General features: G+C 54.7%; 22 protein-coding genes. 16 read left to right on the forward strand and 6 right to left on the reverse strand.

Features of this window, described 5'->3' with window-relative positions; genetic code table 11:
- The first annotated feature begins 92 nt into the window (after positions 1-92).
- The 11 genes from V0288_RS14265 to V0288_RS14315 all read left to right on the forward strand — a co-directional run bounded on the left by V0288_RS14265 (position 93) and on the right by V0288_RS14315 (position 13915).
- Positions 93-1028: a DUF2092 domain-containing protein gene (locus tag V0288_RS14265; protein WP_332865787.1), complete on the forward strand. Its 936-nt coding sequence runs from the start codon at positions 93-95 to the stop codon at positions 1026-1028.
- A 138-nt stretch (positions 1029-1166) separates the two neighbouring features.
- Positions 1167-1967, forward strand: a complete 801-nt coding sequence (locus V0288_RS14270; protein ID WP_332865788.1) for a hypothetical protein — start codon at positions 1167-1169, stop codon at positions 1965-1967.
- A 68-nt stretch (positions 1968-2035) separates the two neighbouring features.
- Positions 2036-2560: a type IV pilin-like G/H family protein gene (locus V0288_RS14275; RefSeq protein ID WP_332865789.1), complete on the forward strand. Its 525-nt coding sequence runs from the start codon at positions 2036-2038 to the stop codon at positions 2558-2560.
- Between the two features lie 201 nt (positions 2561-2761).
- Positions 2762-4138 (forward strand): DUF1254 domain-containing protein, encoded by a 1377-nt coding sequence (locus V0288_RS14280; RefSeq protein ID WP_332865790.1) that lies wholly within the window; start codon positions 2762-2764, stop codon positions 4136-4138.
- Between the two features lie 39 nt (positions 4139-4177).
- On the forward strand, positions 4178-6562 hold the full coding sequence (locus V0288_RS14285; protein ID WP_332865791.1) for an arylsulfatase: 2385 nt from the start codon (positions 4178-4180) through the stop codon (positions 6560-6562).
- 57 nt (positions 6563-6619) lie between these two features.
- Positions 6620-6934, forward strand: coding sequence for a hypothetical protein (locus V0288_RS14290; RefSeq protein WP_332865792.1), 315 nt, complete (start codon positions 6620-6622; stop codon positions 6932-6934).
- Positions 6935-7068: 134 nt separating this feature from the next.
- Positions 7069-8892, forward strand: coding sequence for an SLC13 family permease (locus tag V0288_RS14295; RefSeq protein WP_332865793.1), 1824 nt, complete (start codon positions 7069-7071; stop codon positions 8890-8892).
- 103 nt (positions 8893-8995) lie between these two features.
- Positions 8996-9475 (forward strand): hypothetical protein, encoded by a 480-nt coding sequence (locus V0288_RS14300; RefSeq protein ID WP_332865794.1) that lies wholly within the window; start codon positions 8996-8998, stop codon positions 9473-9475.
- A 50-nt stretch (positions 9476-9525) separates the two neighbouring features.
- Complete coding sequence (locus V0288_RS14305) at positions 9526-11712, forward strand: hypothetical protein (protein WP_332865795.1); 2187 nt, start codon at positions 9526-9528, stop codon at positions 11710-11712.
- 69 nt (positions 11713-11781) lie between these two features.
- Positions 11782-13461 carry an alpha/beta hydrolase gene (locus V0288_RS14310; protein ID WP_332865796.1) on the forward strand — a complete coding sequence of 560 codons (1680 nt, stop codon included), beginning with the start codon at positions 11782-11784 and terminating at the stop codon, positions 13459-13461.
- A 67-nt stretch (positions 13462-13528) separates the two neighbouring features.
- A complete protein-coding gene (locus tag V0288_RS14315; protein WP_332865797.1) occupies positions 13529-13915 on the forward strand; it encodes a hypothetical protein in 387 nt (128 codons plus the stop codon).
- Between the two features lie 73 nt (positions 13916-13988).
- Here V0288_RS14315 and V0288_RS14320 read toward each other — a convergent pair whose 3' ends face one another.
- From V0288_RS14320 to V0288_RS14330, 3 genes are all read right to left on the reverse strand, one after another.
- Complete coding sequence (locus V0288_RS14320) at positions 13989-14153, reverse strand: hypothetical protein (RefSeq protein ID WP_332865798.1); 165 nt, start codon at positions 14151-14153, stop codon at positions 13989-13991.
- 27 nt (positions 14154-14180) lie between these two features.
- On the reverse strand, positions 14181-16313 hold the full coding sequence (glyS, locus tag V0288_RS14325) for a glycine--tRNA ligase subunit beta (RefSeq protein ID WP_332865799.1): 2133 nt from the start codon (positions 16311-16313) through the stop codon (positions 14181-14183).
- A 203-nt stretch (positions 16314-16516) separates the two neighbouring features.
- The gene (locus tag V0288_RS14330) at positions 16517-16672 is read right to left on the reverse strand and encodes a hypothetical protein (RefSeq protein WP_332865800.1); all 156 of its coding nucleotides are present in this window, start codon (positions 16670-16672) and stop codon (positions 16517-16519) included.
- Here V0288_RS14330 and V0288_RS14335 point away from each other — a divergent pair.
- Both V0288_RS14335 and V0288_RS14340 read left to right on the forward strand, forming a co-directional pair.
- Complete coding sequence (locus tag V0288_RS14335) at positions 16634-17701, forward strand: tocopherol cyclase family protein (protein WP_422661979.1); 1068 nt, start codon at positions 16634-16636, stop codon at positions 17699-17701. The two genes, V0288_RS14330 and V0288_RS14335, sit on opposite strands and share 39 nt — an antisense overlap.
- A 165-nt stretch (positions 17702-17866) precedes the next feature.
- The gene (locus tag V0288_RS14340) at positions 17867-19147 is read left to right on the forward strand and encodes a CheR family methyltransferase (RefSeq protein ID WP_332865802.1); all 1281 of its coding nucleotides are present in this window, start codon (positions 17867-17869) and stop codon (positions 19145-19147) included.
- Between the two features lie 146 nt (positions 19148-19293).
- Here the strand turns inward: V0288_RS14340 and V0288_RS14345 are convergent, their stop codons facing one another.
- Positions 19294-19620 (reverse strand): DUF4164 family protein, encoded by a 327-nt coding sequence (locus V0288_RS14345; protein WP_332865803.1) that lies wholly within the window; start codon positions 19618-19620, stop codon positions 19294-19296.
- A gap of 39 nt (positions 19621-19659) precedes the next feature.
- Complete coding sequence (locus V0288_RS14350) at positions 19660-21318, reverse strand: transglutaminase domain-containing protein (protein ID WP_332865804.1); 1659 nt, start codon at positions 21316-21318, stop codon at positions 19660-19662.
- A gap of 125 nt (positions 21319-21443) precedes the next feature.
- Here V0288_RS14350 and cofG point away from each other — a divergent pair, with 125 nt between their 5' ends.
- On the forward strand, positions 21444-22331 hold the full coding sequence (gene cofG / locus V0288_RS14355; protein ID WP_332865805.1) for a 7,8-didemethyl-8-hydroxy-5-deazariboflavin synthase subunit CofG: 888 nt from the start codon (positions 21444-21446) through the stop codon (positions 22329-22331).
- Between the two features lie 35 nt (positions 22332-22366).
- On the opposite strand, the gene uraH is transcribed toward cofG, so the two are convergent.
- Positions 22367-22714, reverse strand: a complete 348-nt coding sequence (gene uraH, locus V0288_RS14360) for a hydroxyisourate hydrolase (RefSeq protein WP_332865806.1) — start codon at positions 22712-22714, stop codon at positions 22367-22369.
- A gap of 25 nt (positions 22715-22739) precedes the next feature.
- Between uraH and uraD the strand changes: the two genes are divergently transcribed.
- Together uraD and hpxO are read left to right on the forward strand one after the other, a co-directional pair.
- Positions 22740-23243 (forward strand): 2-oxo-4-hydroxy-4-carboxy-5-ureidoimidazoline decarboxylase, encoded by a 504-nt coding sequence (uraD, locus tag V0288_RS14365; RefSeq protein WP_332865807.1) that lies wholly within the window; start codon positions 22740-22742, stop codon positions 23241-23243.
- Between the two features lie 74 nt (positions 23244-23317).
- Positions 23318-24481 carry an FAD-dependent urate hydroxylase HpxO gene (gene hpxO, locus V0288_RS14370; RefSeq protein WP_332865808.1) on the forward strand — a complete coding sequence of 388 codons (1164 nt, stop codon included), beginning with the start codon at positions 23318-23320 and terminating at the stop codon, positions 24479-24481.
- The last annotated feature ends 52 nt before the right edge of the window (positions 24482-24533 follow it).

Genomic DNA, 24533 nt, shown 5'->3' on the forward strand with positions numbered 1-24533 from the left:
AAAGATTGAATCCGAAAAACAGTACGAGTAGTATCGTTCGAGGAATAGCCGATCTTGTTTCCGTCCTCATTTACCAGTATCGAGAGCGAGCGATGAAAGGATTCTTTTTCGCGAAAAGTAGTTCGATCGGGATTCGGTTCCCCCGGAAAACCGACGCGCGCCCGATCGAGAGATCCCCTGGTTTCCGCCTCGCTCCCGCGCTCGATCGAATCGACATGAATTTCCCGAAACTATTCTTCCTGGTAACGCTGGTCTGCCTGAGTTCGATCGCGATCCTACCGCGGGCGACGGCACAACCGAGAGCGAACCCCGAACCGCGGGCCGAGGAGAAACTCGAACCGCGGGCGATCGATCTTCTCAAGGCGATGAGCGATCGATTGAGGGCCGCCCGATCGATGTCGTTCACGACGATCGCCACCTACGAGAGTCCCAGTCGCATCGGCCCGCCCCTCGTGTACACGACGATCGCCGATGTCACCCTACAGCGCCCGGATAAATTACGGGTGATCAGCCCCGGAGACGGACAGGCCAACGAGTTCTACTACAACGGCAAAACCATCACCGCCTACTCGCCGATGGAAAACCTCGTCGCCGTAGCCAAAGCGCCGCCGACGATCGACGCGGCCTTAAAACTCGCCCACGACTCCGCCGCGATTTATTTTCCCTTTACCGATGTGGTGGTCGCCGATCCCTACCGGGATATCGCGCCGGGATTGACCCACGCTTTCTATATCGGGCAATCGCGGGCGATCGGCGGGACGACCACGGACATGATAGCGATCGCCAACGACAAGGTATTCGCCCAGATCTGGATCGGGGCCGAGGATAAACTGCCCCGGATGATCCGCGCCGTTTACCGCGACGATCCCGCCCGACTCCGCCATCAGGTAGCCTTCGATAACTGGAAACTAAATATCCCCCTCGCGCCGGATGCTTTCACTTTCTCCAATCCGAACGACGCGAAACCGATTCCCTTCGCCCGACCCGAACCGATGGCCCCTCCCCCGCGCAAAGGAGACAGGAATTAGGAGTCAGGAGTCAGGAGGCAGGAGGGAAATTCCCGAAAAATGTTTTAAAAAGCTCTTTAAATAGCCAATTATCCGACAAATTCTCGATTAAGAAAATTTGAGGTTTTCAGAATGTTCAGGGTTAGGAGGGTTTCGATCGTGAAAACGCTCGCGTTCAGTTTAACCGGTCTTCTCGCCGGTATTTGTCTTTCCGCTTCTCCCTCGCTCGCTTACTTTCACGCCGGGGGGGGATCTTGGAGCGCTTCCGGCTATCGGGGTACTGCCTCCGGGGGGGATGGCTCTTGGAGCGCTGACGGTTATCGCGGCGGTTCCGCGTCCGGGGGCGACGGTTCTTGGAGCGGTACCGGCTTTCGCGGGTCTACGGCCTCCGGGGGCGATGGTTCCTGGAGCGCCGACGGTTATCGCGGCGGTTCCGCGTCCGGGGGCGACGGTTCTTGGAGCGGTACCGGCTTTCGCGGGTCTACGGCCTCCGGGGGCGATGGTTCCTGGAGCGCCGACGGTTATCGCGGCGGTTCCGCGTCCGGGGGCGATGGCTACTGGCACGGGACTTCCGCTTACGGAACGTCCGTTTACGGCTATCACGGCGCGTATTACGGGGGAACCTACGCGACCTATCATCCCCCGACGGTCGTGAATAGTTACTACGGTTCCGGGTGTTATAACTGCGGCGGTTGGGCGGCCGCGGGCGCGGTGGCCACGGGAGTCGCGTTAGGAACGGCCGCCGCGGGCGCGAATCAAGCGAACGCGTATAACGCGGGATTCGTCGCGGGAACCGAAACGGCGAACGCGTACTCGATCGGCGCGATCTACGGAACCCTACCCGCGGGATGCGTTTATAATCCGGTCGCGAGCGTTAGTTATTACCGTTGCGGTACGGCTTGGTTAAGTCCAGCCTACGGAGCGAACGGGGTTTACTATCGGGTCGTGACCGCTCCCTAATTCTTGTCGGGGAGCGATCGATCTCGATCGTCTCCCCCTACTTTTGACCACCTTCGATAACTGACCATATGTTCCGACTTTTGCCGTCTTCTTTTTTTTCTCTCATCGCTTTATCGATCGCCGCCAACGGCGCGGGGGCTGATTTAATTAGCCAGGCGGGAAGTCCGGTCGATCGGGACCAGAATGCCGCCCTACAAGCCGTCGCCAAGATGACCGAGGGACAGCGTACCTACTATCAGAATAATGGCAACTTCCGCGCCAAAGTTGACAGTATTCAACAGGATTTCGGGGTGACGTTACCGGATACGTTTAACTACGCCGTTCGTACCACCTCGGAGGCCGCCTATAGCTACGTCATCCCGGCCCGATCGCCCGTGTCCGGCCAGCTAAAAGCCTACGTGGGAGCGGCGTTCATCACCCCGAACCAAGACCCGAAAATCACGACGATCATCTGTCAGAGTACCACCCCCGGACAGGCTCGCCCCGCCGATCCCCAACTGGTACGGGGAACCGATTTCAACAATCCCACGAAACTCTCCCTACAATGCGGTGATTTCTCGGTACAGGTTCCGGCTTCCGAGGTGAACGAGTGATGACCGGACTTCCGGTAGCGATCGCCGCTTTTTCCCTCGCGTAACGAATGGAACCCCTCGAATTCTGGAAACACTTTCCTCGCGCTCGAATCCCCGGTTACCGGAAATCGGCCGATACTGCCCCGAAAATTCCCGTTGAACAGTAGGAACCTTCTCGGTTGAACCGCCTCGATCGTCTCTTGATTTCTATTAGGTAGTGCTATGAATGACCCGAATCCCCCGACCTCTCCGCTCGAACCGATTAATTCCCCCGATCGAGAGGCGATCGAGATCGCCGAAGAAGCCTACATCTACGGTTATCCCCTCATCACGATGGAAATAACCCGACGGGTCATGACCAACACCGTCACTCCCGAAAACAATCACGCCCCGATGGGACAGTTTTATAACGCGAAAACCTATCCGAGTGCCTCTTTTCGCGATGTGACCGCCCCGAACGCCGATACGCTATACTCTACCGCTTGGCTAGACGTATCGCGGGAACCCTATATCTTTAGTCTTCCCGACATGAACGGGCGTTATTTTCTCATGCCCATGCTCTCGGCCTGGACGGACGTGATCGCCGTACCCGGCGCGCGTACCACCGGGGAAAAAGCGCAGAAATACGCGATCACCGGGCCGGGTTGGCGGGGAACCCTGCCGTCCGGTGTCACCGAGATTAAATTCCCCACCGCGCTGGTCTGGATTCTCGGCCGTACCTACTCCTCCGGTACTCCCGAAGATTACCGAGCGGTTCACGATTTACAGGCACAATACCAACTCGTTCCCCTGAGCGCCCACGGTAAACCCTATACACCTCCTAACGGTACGATCGATCCGGCGATCGATGGGAAAACCCCCGTTCGCGAGCAAGTACACGCCCTCTCTCCCTCAGCCTATTTCTCTCTACTCGCCGATCTACTCGCCGAAAATCCCCCGTCCGCCGCCGACGCGCCGATCGTTCAAAGAATGGCGAAAATCGGCATCGTGCCGGGTCAAAAATTCAACGCGAGCGGATTATCCCCGACCGTTGTTCAAGCGCTTCCGAACGTCCCGAAAACGGCGATCGGGAAAATTATGGCGCACCAGAAAGAAGGGGGAATGAAAGTGGTGAACGGGTGGATCGTTTCCCTCGATATGGGCGAATACGGAACGGATTATCTCCAGAGGGCGTTTATCACGGCGATCGGGTTGGGAGCCAACAAACCGCAGGACGCGGTTTACCCGCTAACCACCACGGATAACGCGGGACAAAAACTCAACGGGTCGAATCGTTACGTCCTGCGTTTTCCCGAGGGGCAAACCCCACCGGTTTGCGGTTTTTGGTCGTTAACGATGTACGATGCCGACTTTTTCTTCGTGAATAATCCGTTAAATAAATACACCGTGAGTCCCCGGAATAATCTCAAGTACAACCCGGATGGTTCGCTCGATATTTACGTCCAGAATGAGTCGCCGGGGAAAGACAGGGAAGCGAACTGGTTGCCCGCGCCCGCGGGAGATTTCAAGCTCATGCTGAGAATGTACTGGCCCGACGAGAAAGACCCCTCGATTCTCGACGGTACCTGGCAACCGCCCGCGGTGGAGCGAGTGAATTAACCCGTTATCGATCGCCCATCCTATTCCCTAAAAAATTATTTGAAAAAACCGATCATGTCCCCGAACCAGCCGATCCAACGCCAGATTCTACCGATTCCCGATGTAACGCGCTTCGGTCTCACCACCTACGACGCGAAGCACCCCGACACTCACTTTCCCCCGATCCGGGATATACGACCGCCGGCCGGCGCGCCCAACGTTCTCATCGTTCTCCTCGATGACGTGGGTTTCGGGGCTTCCAGCGCCTTCGGCGGCCCGTGTAATACCCCCACTTTCGAGAGATTAGCGTCGGAAGGACTGAAATACACCCGATTTCACACCACGGCCCTCTGCGCTCCGACCCGCGCCGCCCTACTCAGCGGACGGAACCATCACTCGGTGGGGATGGGCAATATCACCGAGACCGCCACATCCGCCCCGGGACAGAATTCCGTCCGACCCAACACGAAAGCCCCCCTCGCGTTAACCCTGAAGTTGAACGGCTACTCGACGGCTCAGTTCGGGAAGTGCCACGAGGTTCCGGTGTGGCAGACTAGCCCGCTCGGCCCGTTCGACGCGTGGCCGACCGGTGGCGGGGGGTTTGAATATTTCTACGGCTTTATCGGCGGGGAGAATAACCAGTGGGACCCGGCCCTGTACGAGGGAACCACGGCGATCGAACCGCCGAAAACCCCGGAGGAAGGCTACCATTTAACGGAAGATCTCGCCGATCGCGCGATCGCCTGGGTTAGCCAGCAGAAAGCCCTCATGTCCGATAAGCCCTTCTTTATGTACTTCGCGCCCGGCGCCACCCACGCGCCCCACCACGTCCCGAAAGAGTGGATCGACAAGTACAAAGGAAAATTCGCCCACGGTTGGGATCGTCAGCGGGAAATTACCTTCGCCAAACAGAAAGAATTGGGCGTGATTCCCGAAAACGCCGAACTTACCCCGCGCCACGCCGAGATCCCCGCGTGGGAGGAAATGGACCCGCGCCTTCAGCCGGTATTAGAGCGCCAGATGGAGGTCTACGCCGCGTTTCTGGAACACACCGATTATCAGGTCGGCCGGGTGATCGAGGCACTAGAAAATCTCCAGATTCTCGACGATACGCTGATTTACGTCATCGTCGGCGATAACGGTGCGTCCGCCGAGGGAACGCTTCAGGGCGCGTTTAACGAGATGGCCAATTTCAACGGGTTGGCGGCTTTAGAGACTCCCGAATTCCTGCTCTCGAAACTGGATGAATTCGGCTCTCCCGAATCCTACAATCATTACGCGGTCGGTTGGGCCTGGGCGATGAGCGCTCCCTACCAGTGGACGAAACAGGTGGCCTCGCACTGGGGCGGAACCCGCAACGGCACGATCGTCCGCTATCCGAAGATGATTTCCGAAAAAGGCGGGATTCGATCGCAATTCTGCCACGTTATCGATGTAGCCCCGACGGTGTTGGAAGTGGCGAACATTCCCGAACCGACGATGGTAAACGGTGTCCTACAGAGTCCCTACGAGGGGACGAGTATGGTGTATACCTTTACCGATAAGGACGCACCAGAACGGCACGACGTGCAGTATTTCGAGATGTTCGGCAACCGGGGCATCTATTACAAGGGTTGGAGCGCGATTACCAAGCACCGCACCCCCTGGGTGATGACCGGCCAGAAAATGCTTCCTTTCGACGAGGACGTGTGGGAACTGTACGACGGCAGTAAGGACTGGACGCAGGCGAACGATCTCTCGCGGGAAATGCCGGAAAAATTGCACGAGTTGCAGAGACAATTTCTGATCGAGGCGGTTAAGTATAATGTACTCCCGCTCGACGATCGCCAGGTGGAACGGTGCGATCCGGCGATCGCCGGCCGTCCTACCCTCGCGCGGGGGAACTCGCAATCGTTCTTCGCGGGAATGGGGCGATTGTCGGAAAATTCCGTGATCAATATTAAAAACAAGTCCTTTTCGGTGACGGCGGAGTTGGAAATTCCCCCGGAAGGCGCGGAAGGGGTGATTATCGCCCAGGGCGGTCGGTTCGGCGGTTGGAGCGTGTACACCCACGAGGGAAAAGCCAAGTTCGTCTATAACGTGCTGGGAATTCAAAGTTTCGTGACCGAGGCGACGGAGACGATCCCGGCGGGGAAACATCAGGTTCGGATGGAATTCGCCTACGACGGCGGCGGACTCGGACGGGGGGGCGATGTCACCCTGTACTATGACGGTCAACCGGTGGGAACGGGTCGGGTAGAACGAACTCAGGCTTTTATTTTCTCCGCGGACGAGACGACGGATATCGGTTACGAGTCCGGTACGCCCGTATCGTCGGAATATACCTCGAAAACGAGCCGTTTCACCGGAAAAATCGGCTGGGTTCAGTTAGACGTGGGCGAGGACGATCACGACCACTTTATCGACCCCGAGGAGCGGATGAGAATCCTCATGGCCCGGCAGTAGATTTCCTCTCACTCCCTCTCACGATTTTCTCTATCACTTAATTCGGAGGAATTTTCCATGAAAAACATCCAGCACATTCTAACCGCTCTCGTCCTGCTTTCCGGCCTCTCGCTCCAGGTAACGACCCGGATCGCGGGAGCGCAACAGGGCGGGCAGGATGCCGATAAAGAACAATTAGAGTATTGCGTGAGTCAACTGACCGTTCAGGTGGCTCAGATACAGGCGATCGAGGCGATCAAAAAACAACCGAATCTGACCAAAGCCCAAAGATTAATCCAGATCGGTCAGATTCTTAGCCCCGCGCAGAAACAACAGCTAGAAGCCTGTATGTCACAACCGATGCGCCCCCCCTCCGCGCCCCCGCAAGGGTAAACGAGGGAAAAATCGGGGCGATCGCTATCGGGAAAACCGTTCGATCGCCCGAACGGGAAACGCGATGTTTTCGGGCGAGATGATAACAGAATCCGACCGGTGGTTCGGGGAGTAAAAAAGTGATAACAGAAAGGATGCTCATTGTCTTCGGCATACTGGCCGTCGCGGTCGGACTTTTCGCGTGGGGTCGCCCGCGGGCCGATATCGTCGCGCTTCTCGTGGTGCTGGCGCTGATGGTGAGCGGTATCCTCACACCTGGCGAGGCGTTGGCGGGTTTCGGTTCGCCGGTGGTGATCCTGATCGCCGCGGTTTTCATCGTCAGCGAGGGATTGGTCAATACCGGGGTCGCGCAACGGTTGGGCGAGGCCGTGGTCAAGGTGGGCGGGAAGAACGAGACGCGGCTGGTCGTGTTGATCATGCTCCTCGCGGGATCGGTCGGCGCGGTACTGAGTTCCTCGGCACTGGCCGCGATGCTGATCCCGGTCGTCCTGACGATCGCCAACAAGACCGGGTTAAACCGGAAACGGATGTTGATGCCGCTCTGTATCGCGGTGACGATCAGTGGCATGATGACCCTGATCGCCTCCTCCTCCAACATCATCATCGAGAATATCCTGCGAGAACGCGGGGCGACCCCCCTCGGTTTTTTCAGTTGGGCCCCCATCGGGATCGTCGTGTTAGCGATTAGTATCCTGTTCACGCTATCGATCGGACGCGACCTGTTGAGCCGGCAACGTTCGGAAGAAGACGCGGGGGACGGGTCGCTGAAAGTGACCGACACGATCGCCTCCTACGATCTCGAAAACCGTTGGCATCGGTTATCTGTCCCGGCCGGCTCGTCCCTCGTCGGTCATTCGGTGGCCGAAATGCAACCCCTCCTACGCGATCGTTTCGGACTCGTTCTCGTGGGTTTTGAAAAACACCGGCCGATCAAAACCGAGTTTTCTCCCGCTCTTCCGGAAACGATCTTCGAGGCTGACGATATTATCTTTACCCTCGTCGGCGGGGAACGATTGCCGGAACTGCGCGACGATTACGGGTGTCGGGAGGTGGGATCGCTCGACGAGCGACAACGCCAAGAGGCACTACAGGATATGGGCGTGGCCGAGGTGATGCTATCCCCGGAATCGAAGGCGATCGGCAAACCCCTGAGCGAGCTAGAAATCCGCTCGCGCTACCGTTTGAGCGTACTGGCGCTCCGCCATCGCGGCCGTCCCCTGATCGATAATCTACGGGGGCAAGTTCTCGATTTCGGCGATACCCTGCTGGTGGGCGGCCGGTGGGAAGATATCGATCGCCTGCGGGACGAGCGCGATAACTTCGTGATCCTGAACCTGCCCGCGGAATATCGAGAGCGATTACCGGCCCGCGGTCGGGCCCCGATCGCCGTGGCGATTCTGCTCGTGATGGTCGCGATCATGGTCTTCCAATCCCTGCCCAACGCGGCGGCGGCCCTGATCGCCGCGTTGGCGATGGTCGCTGGCGGTTGTGTCCGTCTAGATAATCTCTATCGGGCGATTAGTTGGAAAACGCTGGTGCTGATCGCCGGAATGCTTCCCCTCGCCACGGCGCTCTCGAAAACGGGCGCGACCACCCTAATGGCCAATGGATTGGTCAAGGCGTTAGGTTCCCTCGACGCGATCTGGATGCTCGGCGCGGTGTTCCTGATTACCGCGCTGGTCGGTTTGTTTATCTCCAATTCCGTGACCGCGGTTCTGATCGCCCCGATCGCCATCGAGGCCGCGGACGCTTTACACGTCTCGCCCCAGGCCTTCGCGATGACGGTGGCGATCGCCTGTTCCGCCTCCTACGTTACCCCCGTATCCGCGCCGGCGAATATGTTGGTCATGGAGCCGGGGGGCTATACCTTCGGGGATTACGTGAAGGTCGGTCTGCCTCTGCTCCTACTGACCGCGATCGCTACCGTCGTCTTGGTCAGGATATTGTTCCCCCTCTGAGCCGACGGGAACCGTTGCCGTAGTTTCGCCCCCGTCAAAACCACGTCCGATCGCCACCCTCCGACACACGGTTACAACCCCGTCTTTCTACCCCCTGTAAACGATGTTAAATTTTTCTCTCCCGATCGGTTTCCTGACCCTGATTTCCCTATGGCCGAACCCGAACCTCCTCGCGCGAGCGGAAACCTGTATCCCGCTTCCCGTACTCGGCGGTCAGGGGAGCGAGGTAACGAAATCGGTCTCGCAACCGACGATCCCGAGTCCTCTCGGCATCGACATCACCCGCAATAATTGGAATACCGATTGGGCGGTACCGACCGATCGTCGGTTCGATCGTTTCGTGGCGACGATTACCGCGCCCGGTGGGGGTTCTTTCGACATCAAAATGTATTTGAAATACAACGATGGAACCACCGGGGAATTCTTCAATACCGCGGGCGCGCGACTCCAACCCGGACAGCCGCTCGTGATTAAAGCCGAAAATCGACCGGGCGATGAACCCTATCAGGTCAATCTGTTTATCGGCGGCGTGAATTATTTCGGGAATACCTATACGGCTTCCGTCGTCGGTTGTTATCGATAAAATCTATCCCTAAAATTGGGCGATCGATCCTTGTGAGGAGTGAAAAAATCATGCCATTCTCGAAATACAGCTTTCCGATCGGGACTGTACTCGGTTTATCCTTTCTCGTCCCCGGCGCGCTCGCCGAACCGATCGACGGCGGAAAAGCGATCGATCCCGCGCCCGTCCCGCCTTCCTTCTGCGAGAGGTTCACCCCCCTGACCAACACCGTTTCCCCGACCTTTCCAGAATCGAACGCGACCGTTTTGGAAAGGCCCGATAGCGCTTGTGCCGGAGATCTCGCGGGAGTGGGAGATCCGGTAGTTCAAACGACCCCACCGACGGAACCCGCCCCGACAGAAACCCCGATCGAGCCAACGCCGACTCCCGAACCGAAGAAAGCGGAAGGCTGGCGGATTAATTTCCAGCCCTACGTTACCGTTCCGATCAATACCTACGGAAGCGCGACGGCAAGAGGGCGTACCGTGAATTACCATCTCGATCTCGGAGAGCTATTAGACTCGCTCCGGGTGACGGGTAGCGCGCGCGTGGAAGCGTGGAACGGTCGTTTCGGTTTGATTTTCGACGGCTATTACGCCAGTTTAAAAAACGTGATCGACCTACAACGGACGAGGGTTCGAGAACCGAATTTTATCGATGCCTTAAATTGGTTACTGAGTCGGGACGCGAACGGGAGAATTCAAAAAGCGATCGATGGACTCGAAGGGATCTCTCGGGCGACCGACACGATTCAAGGATTACAAGAAGGCGCGGCCTTTCAAGAAGCTGAAAACAAAGTTCGGGAGTTACGGGAGGATCTCGCCCGTAAAGCCGAACAATTAAGCCAATTACAAACGGCGGCCGCGGATAAGCGGGAGAGTGTACGGGAAGAGGTCACTCGAAAGGCGGAACAATTACGCGAACTCGAAGCGGCGATCGACAACGCTCGGGAACGTTTTCAAGAAGAGGTGGTTCCGAAAATCGATCGACTGCGCGAACTGAAAACCACCCTCGAAGGAATTCGACAGGAGGTTCGGGAAGAGGTCGATCGAAAAGCCGAACAGTTAACTCAATTTAAGACGGAGCTTGACAGTCTTCGAGTCCAATTGTCCGAACGAGAAAATACCTTACAAGATCTGGTCGTAAAAATTCAAGATCTCCCCGCGGTGGATATAGGCGAGATTCGGGATAATATCGATATTAAAGATCTTCGCGAGTTACAAGATAAATTACAGGAATTACCGAAAGAAGGATCTTTTGGTGAGCGGATAGGAAATTTAAATGAGTTTAAACAAAAGCTCTCGGAAATCCAAGAAACTCTGGCTAGAGGACAGGAGAAAATTCAAGAATTACGGGAGGTAAAAGATAGCGAGCCGATCCAGCAACTACAAGCGAAGATTCAAGAGTTACGACAGCTAAAAGATAGTGAGCCGCTCCAACAGTTGGAAGAGAAGATTCAAGAGTTACGACAACAAAAAGATAGCGAAGCTCTCCAAAAGCTGGAAGCGAAAGTTCAAGAATTACAACAATTAAAAGATAGTGAACCACTCCAGCAACTGCAAGCGAAAATTCAAGAGTTACAACAGCTAAAAGATAGCGAACCGCTCAAACAACTGGAAGAAAAAATTCAGAACGCCCGTGAATCGATCGATTCGATCGTTCAAAGACTGAAACAGCTTCAAGAATTCGCGGAAAATCGAGAGTTACAACAACTCTCCGCCGAGTCCGAGACCGACCTACAATTCGATCAGGGGATCTACGATTTCGCCGTCAGTTACCACATCGGCGATCCGATGAGTCAAGAACTGCCCGAAAAACCGTCTAATCGAGCTTTTCCTTTAATTTGGTTCCAACCCTACGCGGGCGTTCGTCTCAATAGCCTCAGTATCAATATCGATCAAACGCTTACGGTACAATTATCCAGTACCCTCGTCAACTCCACCCAAACCTTCCAACAGAGTTTTAATCAGGGGAGAACTTGGTTTGAACCCCTCCTCGGTGGTAAATTCGGGGTACAGGTGTCCGACCCGATCACCCTGTGGCTTCGGGGCGACGCTTCCGGTTTCGGGCTGGCCGGGGAGACGGATTTCAGTTGGAATTTCCTCTTCGGAATGGATTGGTGGGTTAACCGCAAAATCTCCCTGCAACTCGCCTACCGTTTCTACGGCATCGAGTATAAAAACGGCAGTGGCGATAACGCGTTCGGCTTCACGGAAAACTTTAACGGCCCCTTTCTCGCCGCTACCTTTCATTTTTAAAGAACCGATCGACGCTCGCCAAGAACTAACCACGGCCCGGATACTCACTTTACCCCCCTACTTTCGCCAATGAGTCAATTACCCTTCCGTTTTCCGATTTTCCGAAAAAAAGGATTCCGTAGAGCCACTTCCTTTCTCTTCGGTACTTTACTGGCCGGTCTCACCGCCCTCCCGCTCAGAGCGGCGGAGGAAATCGATTTTGTTTACACTCCCTTCAATTTTTCCCTGCCGGTCGCCTCTCTAGAAGCCTTCGCCCGCGAGGGTAAGATCGATCCTTCCCTGCGAACCTATCTCTCGTTCGCGACTCCCGAAGAAAGAGAAGAATTCCGAAAACTTTTAGTAAGAAAAGTTGACATAGATCCCGTTTTAATTTCTCGCTTTTTTAATAGCGAGATGGGAGCGGCTATGCTCTACCGCTTGGGGAAAGGAATCACCATTCAAGGGGGGATCAACGGGAAATACGCGCTCCGGGGGGCGATCGTTAGCGCCGCTTTCGATAAGGAGGGATTAACCTTATTAAATGTCCTGAAAAAATTCCCGACGAATATGCAGATCGAGGGGGAATTAGTTCTAGGCTTGGCGGAAGCGATCGATTACGCCGTTTATGTAGCGGAAACTTTCACGAAAAATATGCGCGCCTGGACGGCGGAAGAAGCGGCCGCGGTCAAACCCCCGATCGATTTCGCCACCCTGCCGGATCTCCGCCAACGGGGACAATTCGAGGTTCGCAAAGAGACTTGGAACCTAACCGATAGTAGCCGGAATCGGAGTTTTTACGTCGATGTTTATATCCCGAAAACAGCGCGCCCTGGTAAAACCCCGGTCGTTGTTTTCTCCCACGGTTTAGCCTCCCGGCCGGAAGATTTCGCCACCGCGCTCGAACATCTGGCCTCCTACGGATTTGTCGTCGCCGCGCCGCAACATATCGGGAGCGATACGCTCTATCTAAAAGGGATGCTCGCGGGATATAATCGAAATATTTTCGATCGCGATGAATTTATCAATCGACCCAAGGATATCAGTTTCGTCATCGATGAATTAGAAAGAAGAAATGCGAATCAATTCGGAGGGAAACTAGATTTAACGAACGTGGGAGTCGGGGGACATTCTTTCGGCGGATACACGGCCATAGCGATCGCCGGAGCGCAGATCGATTTCGAGAATTTAGAACAAGATTGTAACCGTCCTTACTTCGGTTTGAATATCGCGATTCTTCTCGAATGTCGCGCCCTAGAATTGCCCCGTCAAGTGTATAATTTCCGCGACGATCGAGTCAAAGCCGTCTTCGCCGCCAACCCGGTGAACCGTAGTATTTTCGGACAGAAAGGACTGGAAAAAATTACCATTCCCATTCTCTTGGGTTCGGGGAGTTACGATCCCGCCGCTAATCCGATTTTCGAGCAGGCGATTCCTTTTACCTGGTTAAAAGCGCCGGATAAATATCTGGCGATGGTCGAGGGACAGGCTCACGTTAATTTTACCAAACTCGATCCGGGCATCGAGAAAACCCTCGATTCCGTGGCCGAATTAACGTTACCGAGTCAAAACTTAATCGGTGAATACGCGGGCGCGCTGTTAGTATCCTTTTTCGAGGTGCATCTCGTCGGAAATGAACAATTCCGTCCTTACTTGCGTTCCGACTACGCCGAATATATGGCTAAGGGACAACAGTTTAAATTGGATTTCATCTCCGCCGCTTCCGCCGATAAATTGACGGAGTTGGTCAACAAACTCCGCGTGGAACGTTAATCATTCGGCGATCCGCTAGGTGGGAAACTCGATCACGATCGAACGAAACGAGTGGAGGGAAAAAACCATGATCGCTCGCTACCTTCTGGCATGGATACCGATGATCTTTATCGGAATTCTCAACGGTATCCTACGAGAGACCACCTACGGAAAATATTTCCACGAGTTACGCGCCCACCAGATCTCGACCGTTACGGGAATTGTTCTCTTCAGTGTCTATATCTGGTTTCTGACCCGTCTGTGGGGTTTGGAATCGGCCGGACAGGCGATCGCTGTCGGCGCGATCTGGTTATTATTAACGGTAACGTTCGAGTTTTTATTCGGTCACTACATCGCGGGACATCCGTGGGGAAAACTGTTCGCGGATTACAATCTTCTCGCGGGACGGGTCTGGATTTTCGTTCTCGTGACGATAGCGATCGGCCCGTTCCTATTTTATCGATTTTCTCCCTGAATCCATGAATCGCGTTCTCGATTAATATATTCTCGCGTGTCGATCGCTTGCCAAATTTCTTTACCCGATCCCTCTAATTCCAGAATACTACGCCTCCCATTAACCGGTAAAGTGTACCGATAAACGGTAGACGATATTCCGTATCTGAACTAATTCGGGATAATTCGTGTCGATCGGCCAGGATTTGCAACCGATCGATCACTTCGGGAGGCAGATTATCGATCGCGATCGAACTCATTCCCCGAACCCTCCGATTGACTCCAGCTTACCCCTTGACGATCGCCCCGAAGTCCGCCAGAACCCGCGCGTGATTCCGCAGTAAACCGAGGAGATTCAGACGATTCCGACGGATATCGGCATCTTCCGCCATCACCAGCACACTATTCTCGCCGTCGAAAAATTCCGCCACCACCGGCGCGATTTTCGCCAATCCGGACACGAGACGCTGATAATCGCGTTCGGCGCGCGCGGCGCGGGTTTCGGGAACCAAGAAGACGATCTCGTTGTAAAACGCGCCCTCGGAAGACTTCTCGAATAAACCCGGCTCTACCAATCCCGTCGGATCGAGAGTGATCGTATCGAGATCCCCTTTCTCCGCGAGACGGGTCGATCGATTCACCGTCTCGTAAATGGTTTCCAATCGTCCATCCTCGCGGATCGCGGACAGGAACAAGGCCCGATCTCGCGTGTCCAGTAAATCCTGTAAGGCCCGGCGCGCGTATTCCGGGTCATTTTCGCCGACAACCGCTTTTACTAGGTCTCGATCGATACTTAACTCGTCCGCTAACAGCGTTTCTAGCCGTTGCTGGAAGAAGCTATAAATCGCGGGCGCGGGGGATTCCTTGTCGGGATGCGCGGTGACGAAATCGGTCGCGGTTTGGTCGATTAACGCCGCGAGATCGATCGCCAGGCCCGCGTCCCAGGTGATGCCGATAATCGCGTTGGCGGCGCGTCGGAGGGCGAAAGGATCGGAAGAACCGGTCGGGATCATCCCTAAGCCGAAAATTCCGACTAATGTATCGAGTCGATCGGCGATACCGACCACGCGACCGGTGATCGTCGAGGGGTACACGTCCCCCGCGCCCCGCGGTAAATAATGCTCGAAAATCCCGCGCGCGACGATTTCCGGTTCCCCGCTGGCGAGGGCGTATTTTTCCCCCATCACGCCCTGTAATTCGGGGAATTCGTAGACCATTTGGGTGACGAGATCCGCTTTACACAGCATGGCGGTGGATTCTACATCCGATCGCTGTTTTTCATCGAGACGTAACTGGTCGGCGATCGATCCCGCGATCTCCATGATCCGATCGACCTTATCGCGCATCGTCCCCAGTTCCTCCTGAAACGTCACCGTCTCTAACTGGGGTAGGAAACTCTCTAACGGTTCATCTCGATCGGCCTGGTAGAAAAAGCGCGCGTCCGCCAGTCTCGCCCGGATAACTCGCTCATTTCCCGCCGAAATGATCGCTTTTTTAGCGGGATCGCCGTTAGAAATGGCGATAAAGGAAGCGGATAACCCCTCGCTCGTTTTCACGGCAAAATAGCGTTGATGCGTCACCATCACGGTGATGATCACTTCCGGGGGTAACTCCAGAAATTCATCGTCGAACTTACCGACGATCGCCGTGGGATACTCGACTAAATTGGTCACTTCGGCGAGTAAATCTTCGGAAATTTCGGCTTTCCCGCCGATTTCTCCGGCTAACGCGTTGACCTGAGATTCGATCGATTGCCGACGTTGCCCCGGATCGGCCTCGACGTAAATCGATCGCAGGGTAGATAGATACGCTTTCGCGTCGGGGATCGCCGCCGATTCCGGGTGTAAAATACGATGGCCGCGGGTGAGGCGATCGCCCTGTAACGCGGTCGATCCGTTGATTAATTCGATCGGTAGTACGTCCGCGTCCAGCAGGGAAACCAACCACCGGATCGGTCGGGGAAAACGCAGATCCCCGTCTCCCCAACGCATAAAGCGCCGGCCTTCTAATTTACCAATCCAACGCGGGATTAATTCTTGTAGGATTTCTTGGGTGGCGCGGCCGGGGATTTTTTTCTCGATAAAGACGAATTGCCCCTTATCGGTGTCGCGGAGGACGAAGGAATCGATCGAGACTCCCTGTTTACGGGCGAACCCTTCCGCCGCGGGAGTCGGTTTTCCGTCTTTATAGGCGGTACTCGCCGGTGGTCCCTTGATTTCCTCGGTTCGATCGGCCTGTTGTCCCGGTAGCCCGGCGATCGACACGGCCAGACGACGCGGGGTTCCGTAGATCTCTATACTCGCGCTCGTTAAAGATTCCGCTTCTAAACTCTTGGATACCTTTTCCCGTAACTGTTCGATCGCGCTATCGACAAAATCCGCGGGCAGTTCTTCCGTACCGATTTCGAGTAAAAAATCCATCTGTATTGGCCGTGTCTATTCTTCACCAATATTCAAGGCTAACATAGAAGCTCGATCGCTCCCCGGATTTTCCCGAGTCTCTTCCGTTATGCGGGAGAGATTAAAAAAGTAGACTTTCGCGCCTGTACACTAGATAGTCAGCGGACTTTCAGAAAAAGCGAGGCTCGAAAGTCAAATCCAACTAAAAAATGGCTTTTTAAAGACTATATAGCGAAAGAATACACTTTTTGTACCTTCCCGATCTCTTGAATTCTCCTGTCTCCTCCTGCCTCCTGCCTCCTGACTCCTATTCTGGCGAACCTTACCCCTCTCGGATCTTTATGCTCTCTCGATCGCTCGTTCCCCACGCCGGCTACCATTGGGATGGTGTGACCGATCGCTTTTTCGAGGGATGGTATTTCCGTGTCGCCCTGCCGGAATTGGGGGACGGATTCGCGTTCATGTATTCTATTCAAGATCCGAAGGGCGATCGGGTCAATAGCGGCGGCGCGGTACAGATTCTAGCGCCGGGCGATCGCTATCTCTGTCGCACCTTTCCCGATACCCGGAAATTCTGGGCGACCCGTTATGAGTTAGGATTAGGACATTGGCGAAGAACGGGCGTGAAAGGCCGTCCCCGCTATCTCGATCCCGAAGAGTTCGAGAATTCCATTGAAGAAGGCTATCAGGCAACCTTAACATATCATCGCGGACGGGTACACGATCCGGTTACGGGAAACATCTGTCAATGGTCGTATTCTGTAGAACCGATCTATACGTGGGGGAGTCCGCGACGGCCCCCGAAAGCGACCGCCGGTTTATTGTCCTACCTACCGATCGCCGATCCGGGCTGGCAAATTCTGCTCGCGAGTGCCGTGGCGACCGGTTATATCGACTGGATGGGCGATCGCTACGAATTCCATCGGGTTCCTTTTTATAGCGAGAAAAATTGGGGGTATTCTTTTCCCGATCGATGGTTCTGGATTAACGGTAACGCGTTCCCCGACCACCCGGATTTAACGATCACCGCGGTCGGTTCCACGCGGAAGCTTTTCGGATTTACCGAAGAGGTGGGAATTATCGGCATTCATTACCTCGATCGATTCTATGAATTCGTTCCCTGGAACTCTCGCGTTTGTTGGCGGGTGGATACGTGGGGATCTTGGGAAATGAGCGCGGAAAACGAGGGATATCGCGTCTATCTCGTCGGGAAAACGGAACATCCTCCCGCGTCGGTTCGCGTCCCCACCGAAAACGGCCTCACCTTTCGCTGTCTCGATACGCTCCGGGGCGATTTATATTTGAAACTGGAAGATTATTGCGGCGGCCTCGTTCTAGAGGGTCGAACCTCGCTCGCCGGGCTGGAAATCGGCGGTATCTGGCCCGATCGCTGGCGGAACGACGGGTAACATTGTTGACATCGGCATCGATCGAGATCTTCCCTTCGACGGGTTCGGAGGGACGAACTTCGCGTGAAAATCTCACGGGAAACTCACGATCGCTCTCTACAATTCAAAGATAAGAATTCGCCGGAGATCGCGCGGAAGTTTACCCCTATTTACTTTTCAGAGTGCATGAACCTGTCAGAAACCACATCGGAGTCGATCGAGATTCACACCTCACAATACAGGAGCCTGTCAGAGTCCGCGCCGGACTTGGAAGCGGTCTTGGCATATCTTAAACGCGAGCGGGGTTGTGACTGGACGGGATATAAACGCTCGACCTTACTACGGCGCTTCCGGCAGAGAATGCGAGCGCTTCAAATCGAGACCTATTCGGACTATTTACAGTATTTACAACAAAATCCGGACGAGTATTCCGCCCTTCTCGACGAGGTGCTGATTAATTTCACCGGTTTTTTTCGTGACGCGGACGCGTGGGATTATCTGGACGGGGAAATTATCCCGCGGGTGATCGCCGGTAAGCGTCCCGATGAGCCGATCCGGATCTGGAGCGCGGGTTGCGCTACCGGCGAGGAAATTTACAGCCTGTCGATCCTGTTCGCGGAAGCTCTCGGGATCGAAGCCTGTTGTCAACGGGTACGAGGCTACGCGACCGACGTGGATGAAGCCGCTATTTCCCGGGCGCGGGAGGGGGTGTATCGCGAGCGAGAGATCGCGCCGATCCCGGAGGATATGCTGGCGAAATATTTTACCCGTTCGGAACGGGGCTACGTTTTTCACGATCGATTGCGACGGGCGATCGTTTTCGATCGTCACGATCTGACGCGGGACGCGCCTCTACCCCGGATCGATTTACTGGTCTGTCGCAACACGCTGATCTATTTCCGCCCGGAAATTCAAGATTCCCTTTTCCGTGGCTTTTACCGCTCGTTGAATCCTTCCGGCTATCTTTTTTTAGGAAAATCCGAACTGTTTATCGATCGGGAGCCTATTTTTCAGCCCTTCGCTCTCGGACACCGGGTTTATCGTAAAGGAATGGCTCCGGAATGGGAAGATCGACCGACTTCGATTCCCCCCGTCACCCCGGAAATCGATCGAACTTTCCCCCGCGATGATTTCTGGCGAACCGCGTTCGAGAGTCTCCCCATCGCGCAACTGGCGATCGATCGCGACGGTCGTTTACTCGACGCGAACCCGCGGGCGAAACGCTTATTCGGCCTGACTTCCGACGATCGCGGCCGGCCTTTTTCCGAACTCGCGCCGGGACGGTTAATCGCTTCCCGTATGCGGTGGAAAACTTTTTATCGTCTCCACCGTCCGAGCGCGTTACGGGGTATCGAGTGGAAAACCCCGAGAAAAACGAGATATTTCGATATCTCGATCGCCCCCGTCTTCAACGCGAGTAAACAATCGATCGGTGTTACCGTGGCGTTTCTCGATCGGGCCCGGTAAATTTCGGTGCGCGAGCGATTCGAAATGCAAAAAAATCACGGATTCCCCACTAATCCCACTAATTTCGCGACGCTACCTAAAATCGCCACCACCAGCGCGATCAAGATCCCGCGATTGGTAAACTCCTGATTGTCCACCCGTTTACTTCATCCCTGAACCTCGGCCGATAATTTCTCGTCGAGAGCTTTCATTTCTCCCTTGATCTCGCTCTGTCCGATCTTTAAGTCGGTAACATCTTTTTGAAGCGTGTCGATTTTCTGATTAATCTCTTTTTGAAACGTATCGATTTTCCGATCTACGTTTTTTTGAAGCGTATCGATTTTCTGGTCTACGTCTTTCTGAAGCGTATCGAATTTTCGATCGACACTCTGTTGAAGCGTATCGATCTTCCCGTTCACTTCCTTGATGCTATCCTTAAGTTCCCCGAGAATCTGCGCTAGGGTATAGGGTTCGGTGATGGGGGATTGGCTCATCGGTTTAACTCCTAACGCGTCGGCCTATTTCCCCCATTATCAACCCTTCGGCTCTAGCTCGTCGAGAATAACGAACTGGACGTGATTGAGCGCGAGATCGCCGATCGAAACCCGCGTTTTCGGCACCGGTTGCCCCTCGCTAACCAAGCACTCGAAGGGGATATCTTTCGCGATCTCGGTATGATACCAGGCCAATCCCATGAAAAAGCGATCGGGATAGGGGCCGCCTTCAAAAACATCGTCCGGATTCGACTCCATCGGAACCCAACCGATACCGGGTAGATAAAATTCCATCCAAACGTGATTGTAATCCGGTTCGAGGGGGAGACCGCGTTCGAGGGGGTGCGGCGGGCATTTATAGCGTCCCACGGTGCGACAGGCGATCCCGTTGAGACGGCAGAGGGCGAGCAGTAAACCGACATACTCACCGCAGGAACCGACCCCGCGCCGTAGGGCGATATCCGGGGTGTCAATATGCGGTTTTATACCGTAAGAAAGGCGATCGTAAACGTAATTCCGAATACTATAAACCTTGCGTAAAAGATTGGTTTCCCGACCGATCGCTTCCTCGGCGGCGCGTTGGATAATCTCCGTATCCATCGCCAGATCGTCATTATCCACCAGATACTTTTGATCGAATCCCTCGGGTAGTTCCGGCGGGTTCTCGCAGTCGAGGGGGGTGATTTTATATTTAATGCCCCACACTTCTAAAACGACCTTCCAGCCGAAAATACAGCGTTCTTTACCCGTCAGTCGATCGAACTTGAAAACCGCCACCCTCTGCCCGTTTTGCACCTCCTCGACGAAGGGCAATCCCACCGCTTCGACACTGTGAATTTTCTGGCGCGGGGTTTCTAACGGTAACGCGATCCGCCATTCGAGATCTTTCAGTTCGATCGAGTAGAGAGGTTCTAATTCTTCCACGTAGGATAACTCGATTAAATACCCGTTCGAGAGGGCGAAACGTTTTTCCGGATCGTAGTGGAAATAGAGGGGATGGATGAAAGTTCGCGGACGGTAATGCAGTTCGTAATTCTGTTCCGAGTTGGGATTGTCGCGGATAAAGGGTTCCTGGAACGCGTAGGCGACGTAGAGGGTATCGCGGCCGGTTTCGGGATCGACGGAAAACGCGAGTCCCGTGGGCGTTTCAAACGGGGTTAAGACGCTGAAAATCGGTTCGCCGGTGGCCCGATCGAGACAGTAAACCGTCTGTTCGATCGTGTCCGATACCCACAATTCCTCGCCGCGAACGGTGAGATTTTCTACCCCGATTCCCGGCGCGTAAAAGCGGGTGATTTCCTTCCCGGATTGGCGATCGAAGATAAATATCTGTCCCGCTCGCTGACTGCTGACATAGAGTGTATCCCCCTGTACGGCGATGCCGTTCGCGGCGTAGGGAAGTCGGGTAAAGAATTTCGGCGTAAAATCGTCCAGGGAGCAGAAATACACGTTCTCCCGCGTCGTGAACCACAACTGATTTTCCCCATCGATCGCCAGTCCCGTCGTCCCGACAAATTCCTGCCAGCGATGGGAATTGACGACGGTGGTGTGTCCCGTGGTTCGATCGATCCGGTAGAGATAGCCACTTTTCGCGTCGATGGCGAATAATCGATCGTCTCGAAAGGCGATGCCGTGAAGGGCGGTAGCGGTGATCGGGCGGATGGTTTTCGAGGAAAACGGGAGATTTTCGGGGGTCATGGTATCGGCCGCGTCGGGAAACGAAAAAGAGATTCTGTTTTGACTAAAATACAGATATCCGTCTTTCAACGATAGCAAAATTATTCGCCCGCGAATGCTCGCGATGAACGGAAATTCGGGAAAAAATGTCAAGAATCGTTACTTACAGTCCCTCGCGTACCCTCGTTCCCACCTACGAATGTTTCAATCGCTGTAGTTACTGCAACTTTCGGACGGATATCGGCGCGGGAACCCCGTTATCCTTACAGCGAGCGCGGGAAATCCTCGCCGGCTTACAGGGAACGGGTATTACCGAGATTTTAATCCTCAGCGGCGAGGTTCACCCGCTATCGGCCGCGCGGGGGGAATGGTTCGATCGCATTCACTCCCTCTGCGAACTCGCGCTAGAGATGGGATTTTACCCCCACACCAACGCGGGAATCCTGACGTTTGACGAGATGGCGCGGTTAAAAACGGTGAACTCGTCGATGGGGTTGATGTTGGAACAAGTCACCCCGACGTTATTAGACACGGTACACCGACACGCGCCGAGTAAAGTTCCGAAAATTCGACTAGAACAATTAGAATTCGCGGGAAAACTACAAATTCCCTTCACCACGGGCTTACTATTGGGCATCGGGGAATCGGAAAGCGATCGGGACGAGACCTTACGGGAGATCGATCGAATCCACTGTCGTTGGGGACACATTCAAGAGGTGATCCTACAGCCCTACAACCCCGGCACGCGGGAGAGTTGGGATAAAGCCGCGTTCGATCCCCGGCGATTACCGGAACTCATCCAGCGAGCGCGGCAGATTTTGTCCGCGGATATCGTGATCCAGATCCCGCCGAATTTAGTCGCCGATTTTCGCTTTCTCCTCGACTGTCTGGAAGCGGGAGCGAGGGATCTCGGCGGTATCGGCACGATCGACGAGGTAAATCCCGATTACGCCTATTTACACCCCGATATCCTCCGGGAAAAGTTAGCGCGGGAGGGTTGGACACTCGTTCCCCGACTCCCGGTTTATTCCTGATTCCCGCCGTTATATATCACGTTTTAAATTAAATGTCAACTACCCCGATAGGTACTGTAAGCCCACGGGGACGCGAGTAGGGGAACATGATAATGAGCGCTCGCATCGCTAATCCCGAAGCGAATCGGGACGAGATCGAGAAACGGGGGATCGATCGATCCTTGAAAATACTCTCCCACCGCGAACACCAGTTCGTACACCCCGATCGACAATTCTTCCCCGCTTAATAGAGGGGAATCGGTGCGTCCGTCCGCGTTCGTCCGGACGGTTTTTAATAAAGTTCTATCGCCCGAGATTCGATCGATCGCCCATAATTCGATCGATATACCCGCCGCGGGACGGCCTTTCTCGATATCTAAAACGTGCGTGGTAAGTTTACCCATAATCTACCGGAGGAAATCTTTTATTATGTCTTATTCGATCGAATCGCTCAATCAGATGGACGAAGCCGCTTTCGTGTCCGCTCTCGGCGCTATCTTCGAGGATACCCCGGAAATCGCCCGCGAAACTTGGCAATATCGACCGTTTACCGATGTTAACTCGCTTTATACACGAATGATCGCCATTGTCAACGCTTTTTCTCTAGAAGAAAAGTTAACGCTAATCCGCGCCCATCCCGACCTCGGCACGCGGGCGAAAATGGCGGACGCGTCGGTGAAAGAGCAGGCCGGGGTGGGACTCGATCGCTTAACTCCCGAAGAGTTCGATCGCTTTCAGTCGCTCAATCAAGCCTATCGCGATAAATTCGGCTTCCCGTTTATTATCGCCGTGAAAAACCACACGAAAGAATCGATTCTCGATAATTTCGAGGAAAGATTGTCGAATGAAGTCGGGGAGGAGATCGATCGAGCGATCGCCGAGATCGGTAAGATCGCCGGCTTCCGTCTCGCGGACACCGTGAGCGGATCGTGATCCGTGATCAATGTTACAAAATTCCCGTGACCGACTTTGTATACTGTATACAGTCAGGCTCAATCTTAGAAACTATGTACAACTTAAAGGTTGTCATTATCGGCGCGGGAATCGGCGGGTTAACGACGGGGATAGCCCTGCGTCAAGCGGGTTACCGCGTGGAAATCCACGACAAAGCCAGCGAGTTACGGCCGGCCGGCGCGGGGATCTCCCTGTGGTCGAACGGCGTGAAAGTCTTGAACCGCTTGGGTTTGGGCGATTCGATCGCTCGCATCGGCGGACAGATGGACCGGATGGAATACCGTTCTAATACCGATGAACTCCTGAGTTCGATCGATCTCGATCCCCTCGTACAAACCGTCGGCCAGCGTCCCTATCCCGTTTCTCGAACCGAATTACAGCAAATGCTGTTAGAAGCGTTCGGTATCGAGGATGTACGCTTGAAATCGAAGTGTATCGCCGTCGAGGAAGATCGATCGGGTGTTACCGCCATTTTCGAGGACGGGTATCGCGCCACGGGGGATGTATTAATCGCGGCGGATGGAGTTCACTCGATTTTGCGGGAATACGTGTCGGGAGAGCGGGTATATCCCCGTTACGCCGATTATGTTAACTGGAACGGTTTAGTAGATGCCAGTCCCGAACTGGGAGACCCGAATACTTGGGTTCTCTACGTCGGGGAGGGAAAACGCGCCTCGATGATGCCGGTGGGGGGCGATCGCTATTACTACTTTTTCGGCGCGCCGATGGAAAAGGGAACCACCGTGGAACCCGCGAAACGTGGGGAGGAATTAGCGAATATTTTTGCGAGATGGCCGGAAAAAGTGGGGAAATTAATCGAAAAACTCGATCCCCTACAGACCAATCGTCTAGAGATTCACGATCTCGATCCTTTACCCCGTATCGTTCGCGGACGGGTTGCCCTGTTAGGGGACGCGGCCCACGCTTCCACCCCCACTCTCGGACAGGGAGGCTGTCAGGCAATGGAAGACGCGGAAATTCTCTGTCGTTACCTGATCACCACGAATATCGGGGTAGAGTACGCCCTGAAACGTTACGAGGGGGAACGGAAAGAACGGACGGAAAATCTGGTGTTAAAAGCCCGAAAACGCGCCGATACCATTTATGGCAAAGATCCCGAAGTCACGCGCCAATGGTACGAGTCTTTACGGCAAGAACCGCCGGGGGATGTTATTAATGCCTTAGCGCGAACGATTCTCGCCGGGCCGTTTCATTAGGAGGCAGGAGGCAGGAGGCAGGAGGCAGGAGGCAGGAGGCAGGAGGCAGGAG

It is taken from the genome of Pannus brasiliensis CCIBt3594 (genome assembly GCF_036688125.1).
GTDB lineage: Bacteria > Cyanobacteriota > Cyanobacteriia > Cyanobacteriales > Microcystaceae > Pannus > Pannus brasiliensis.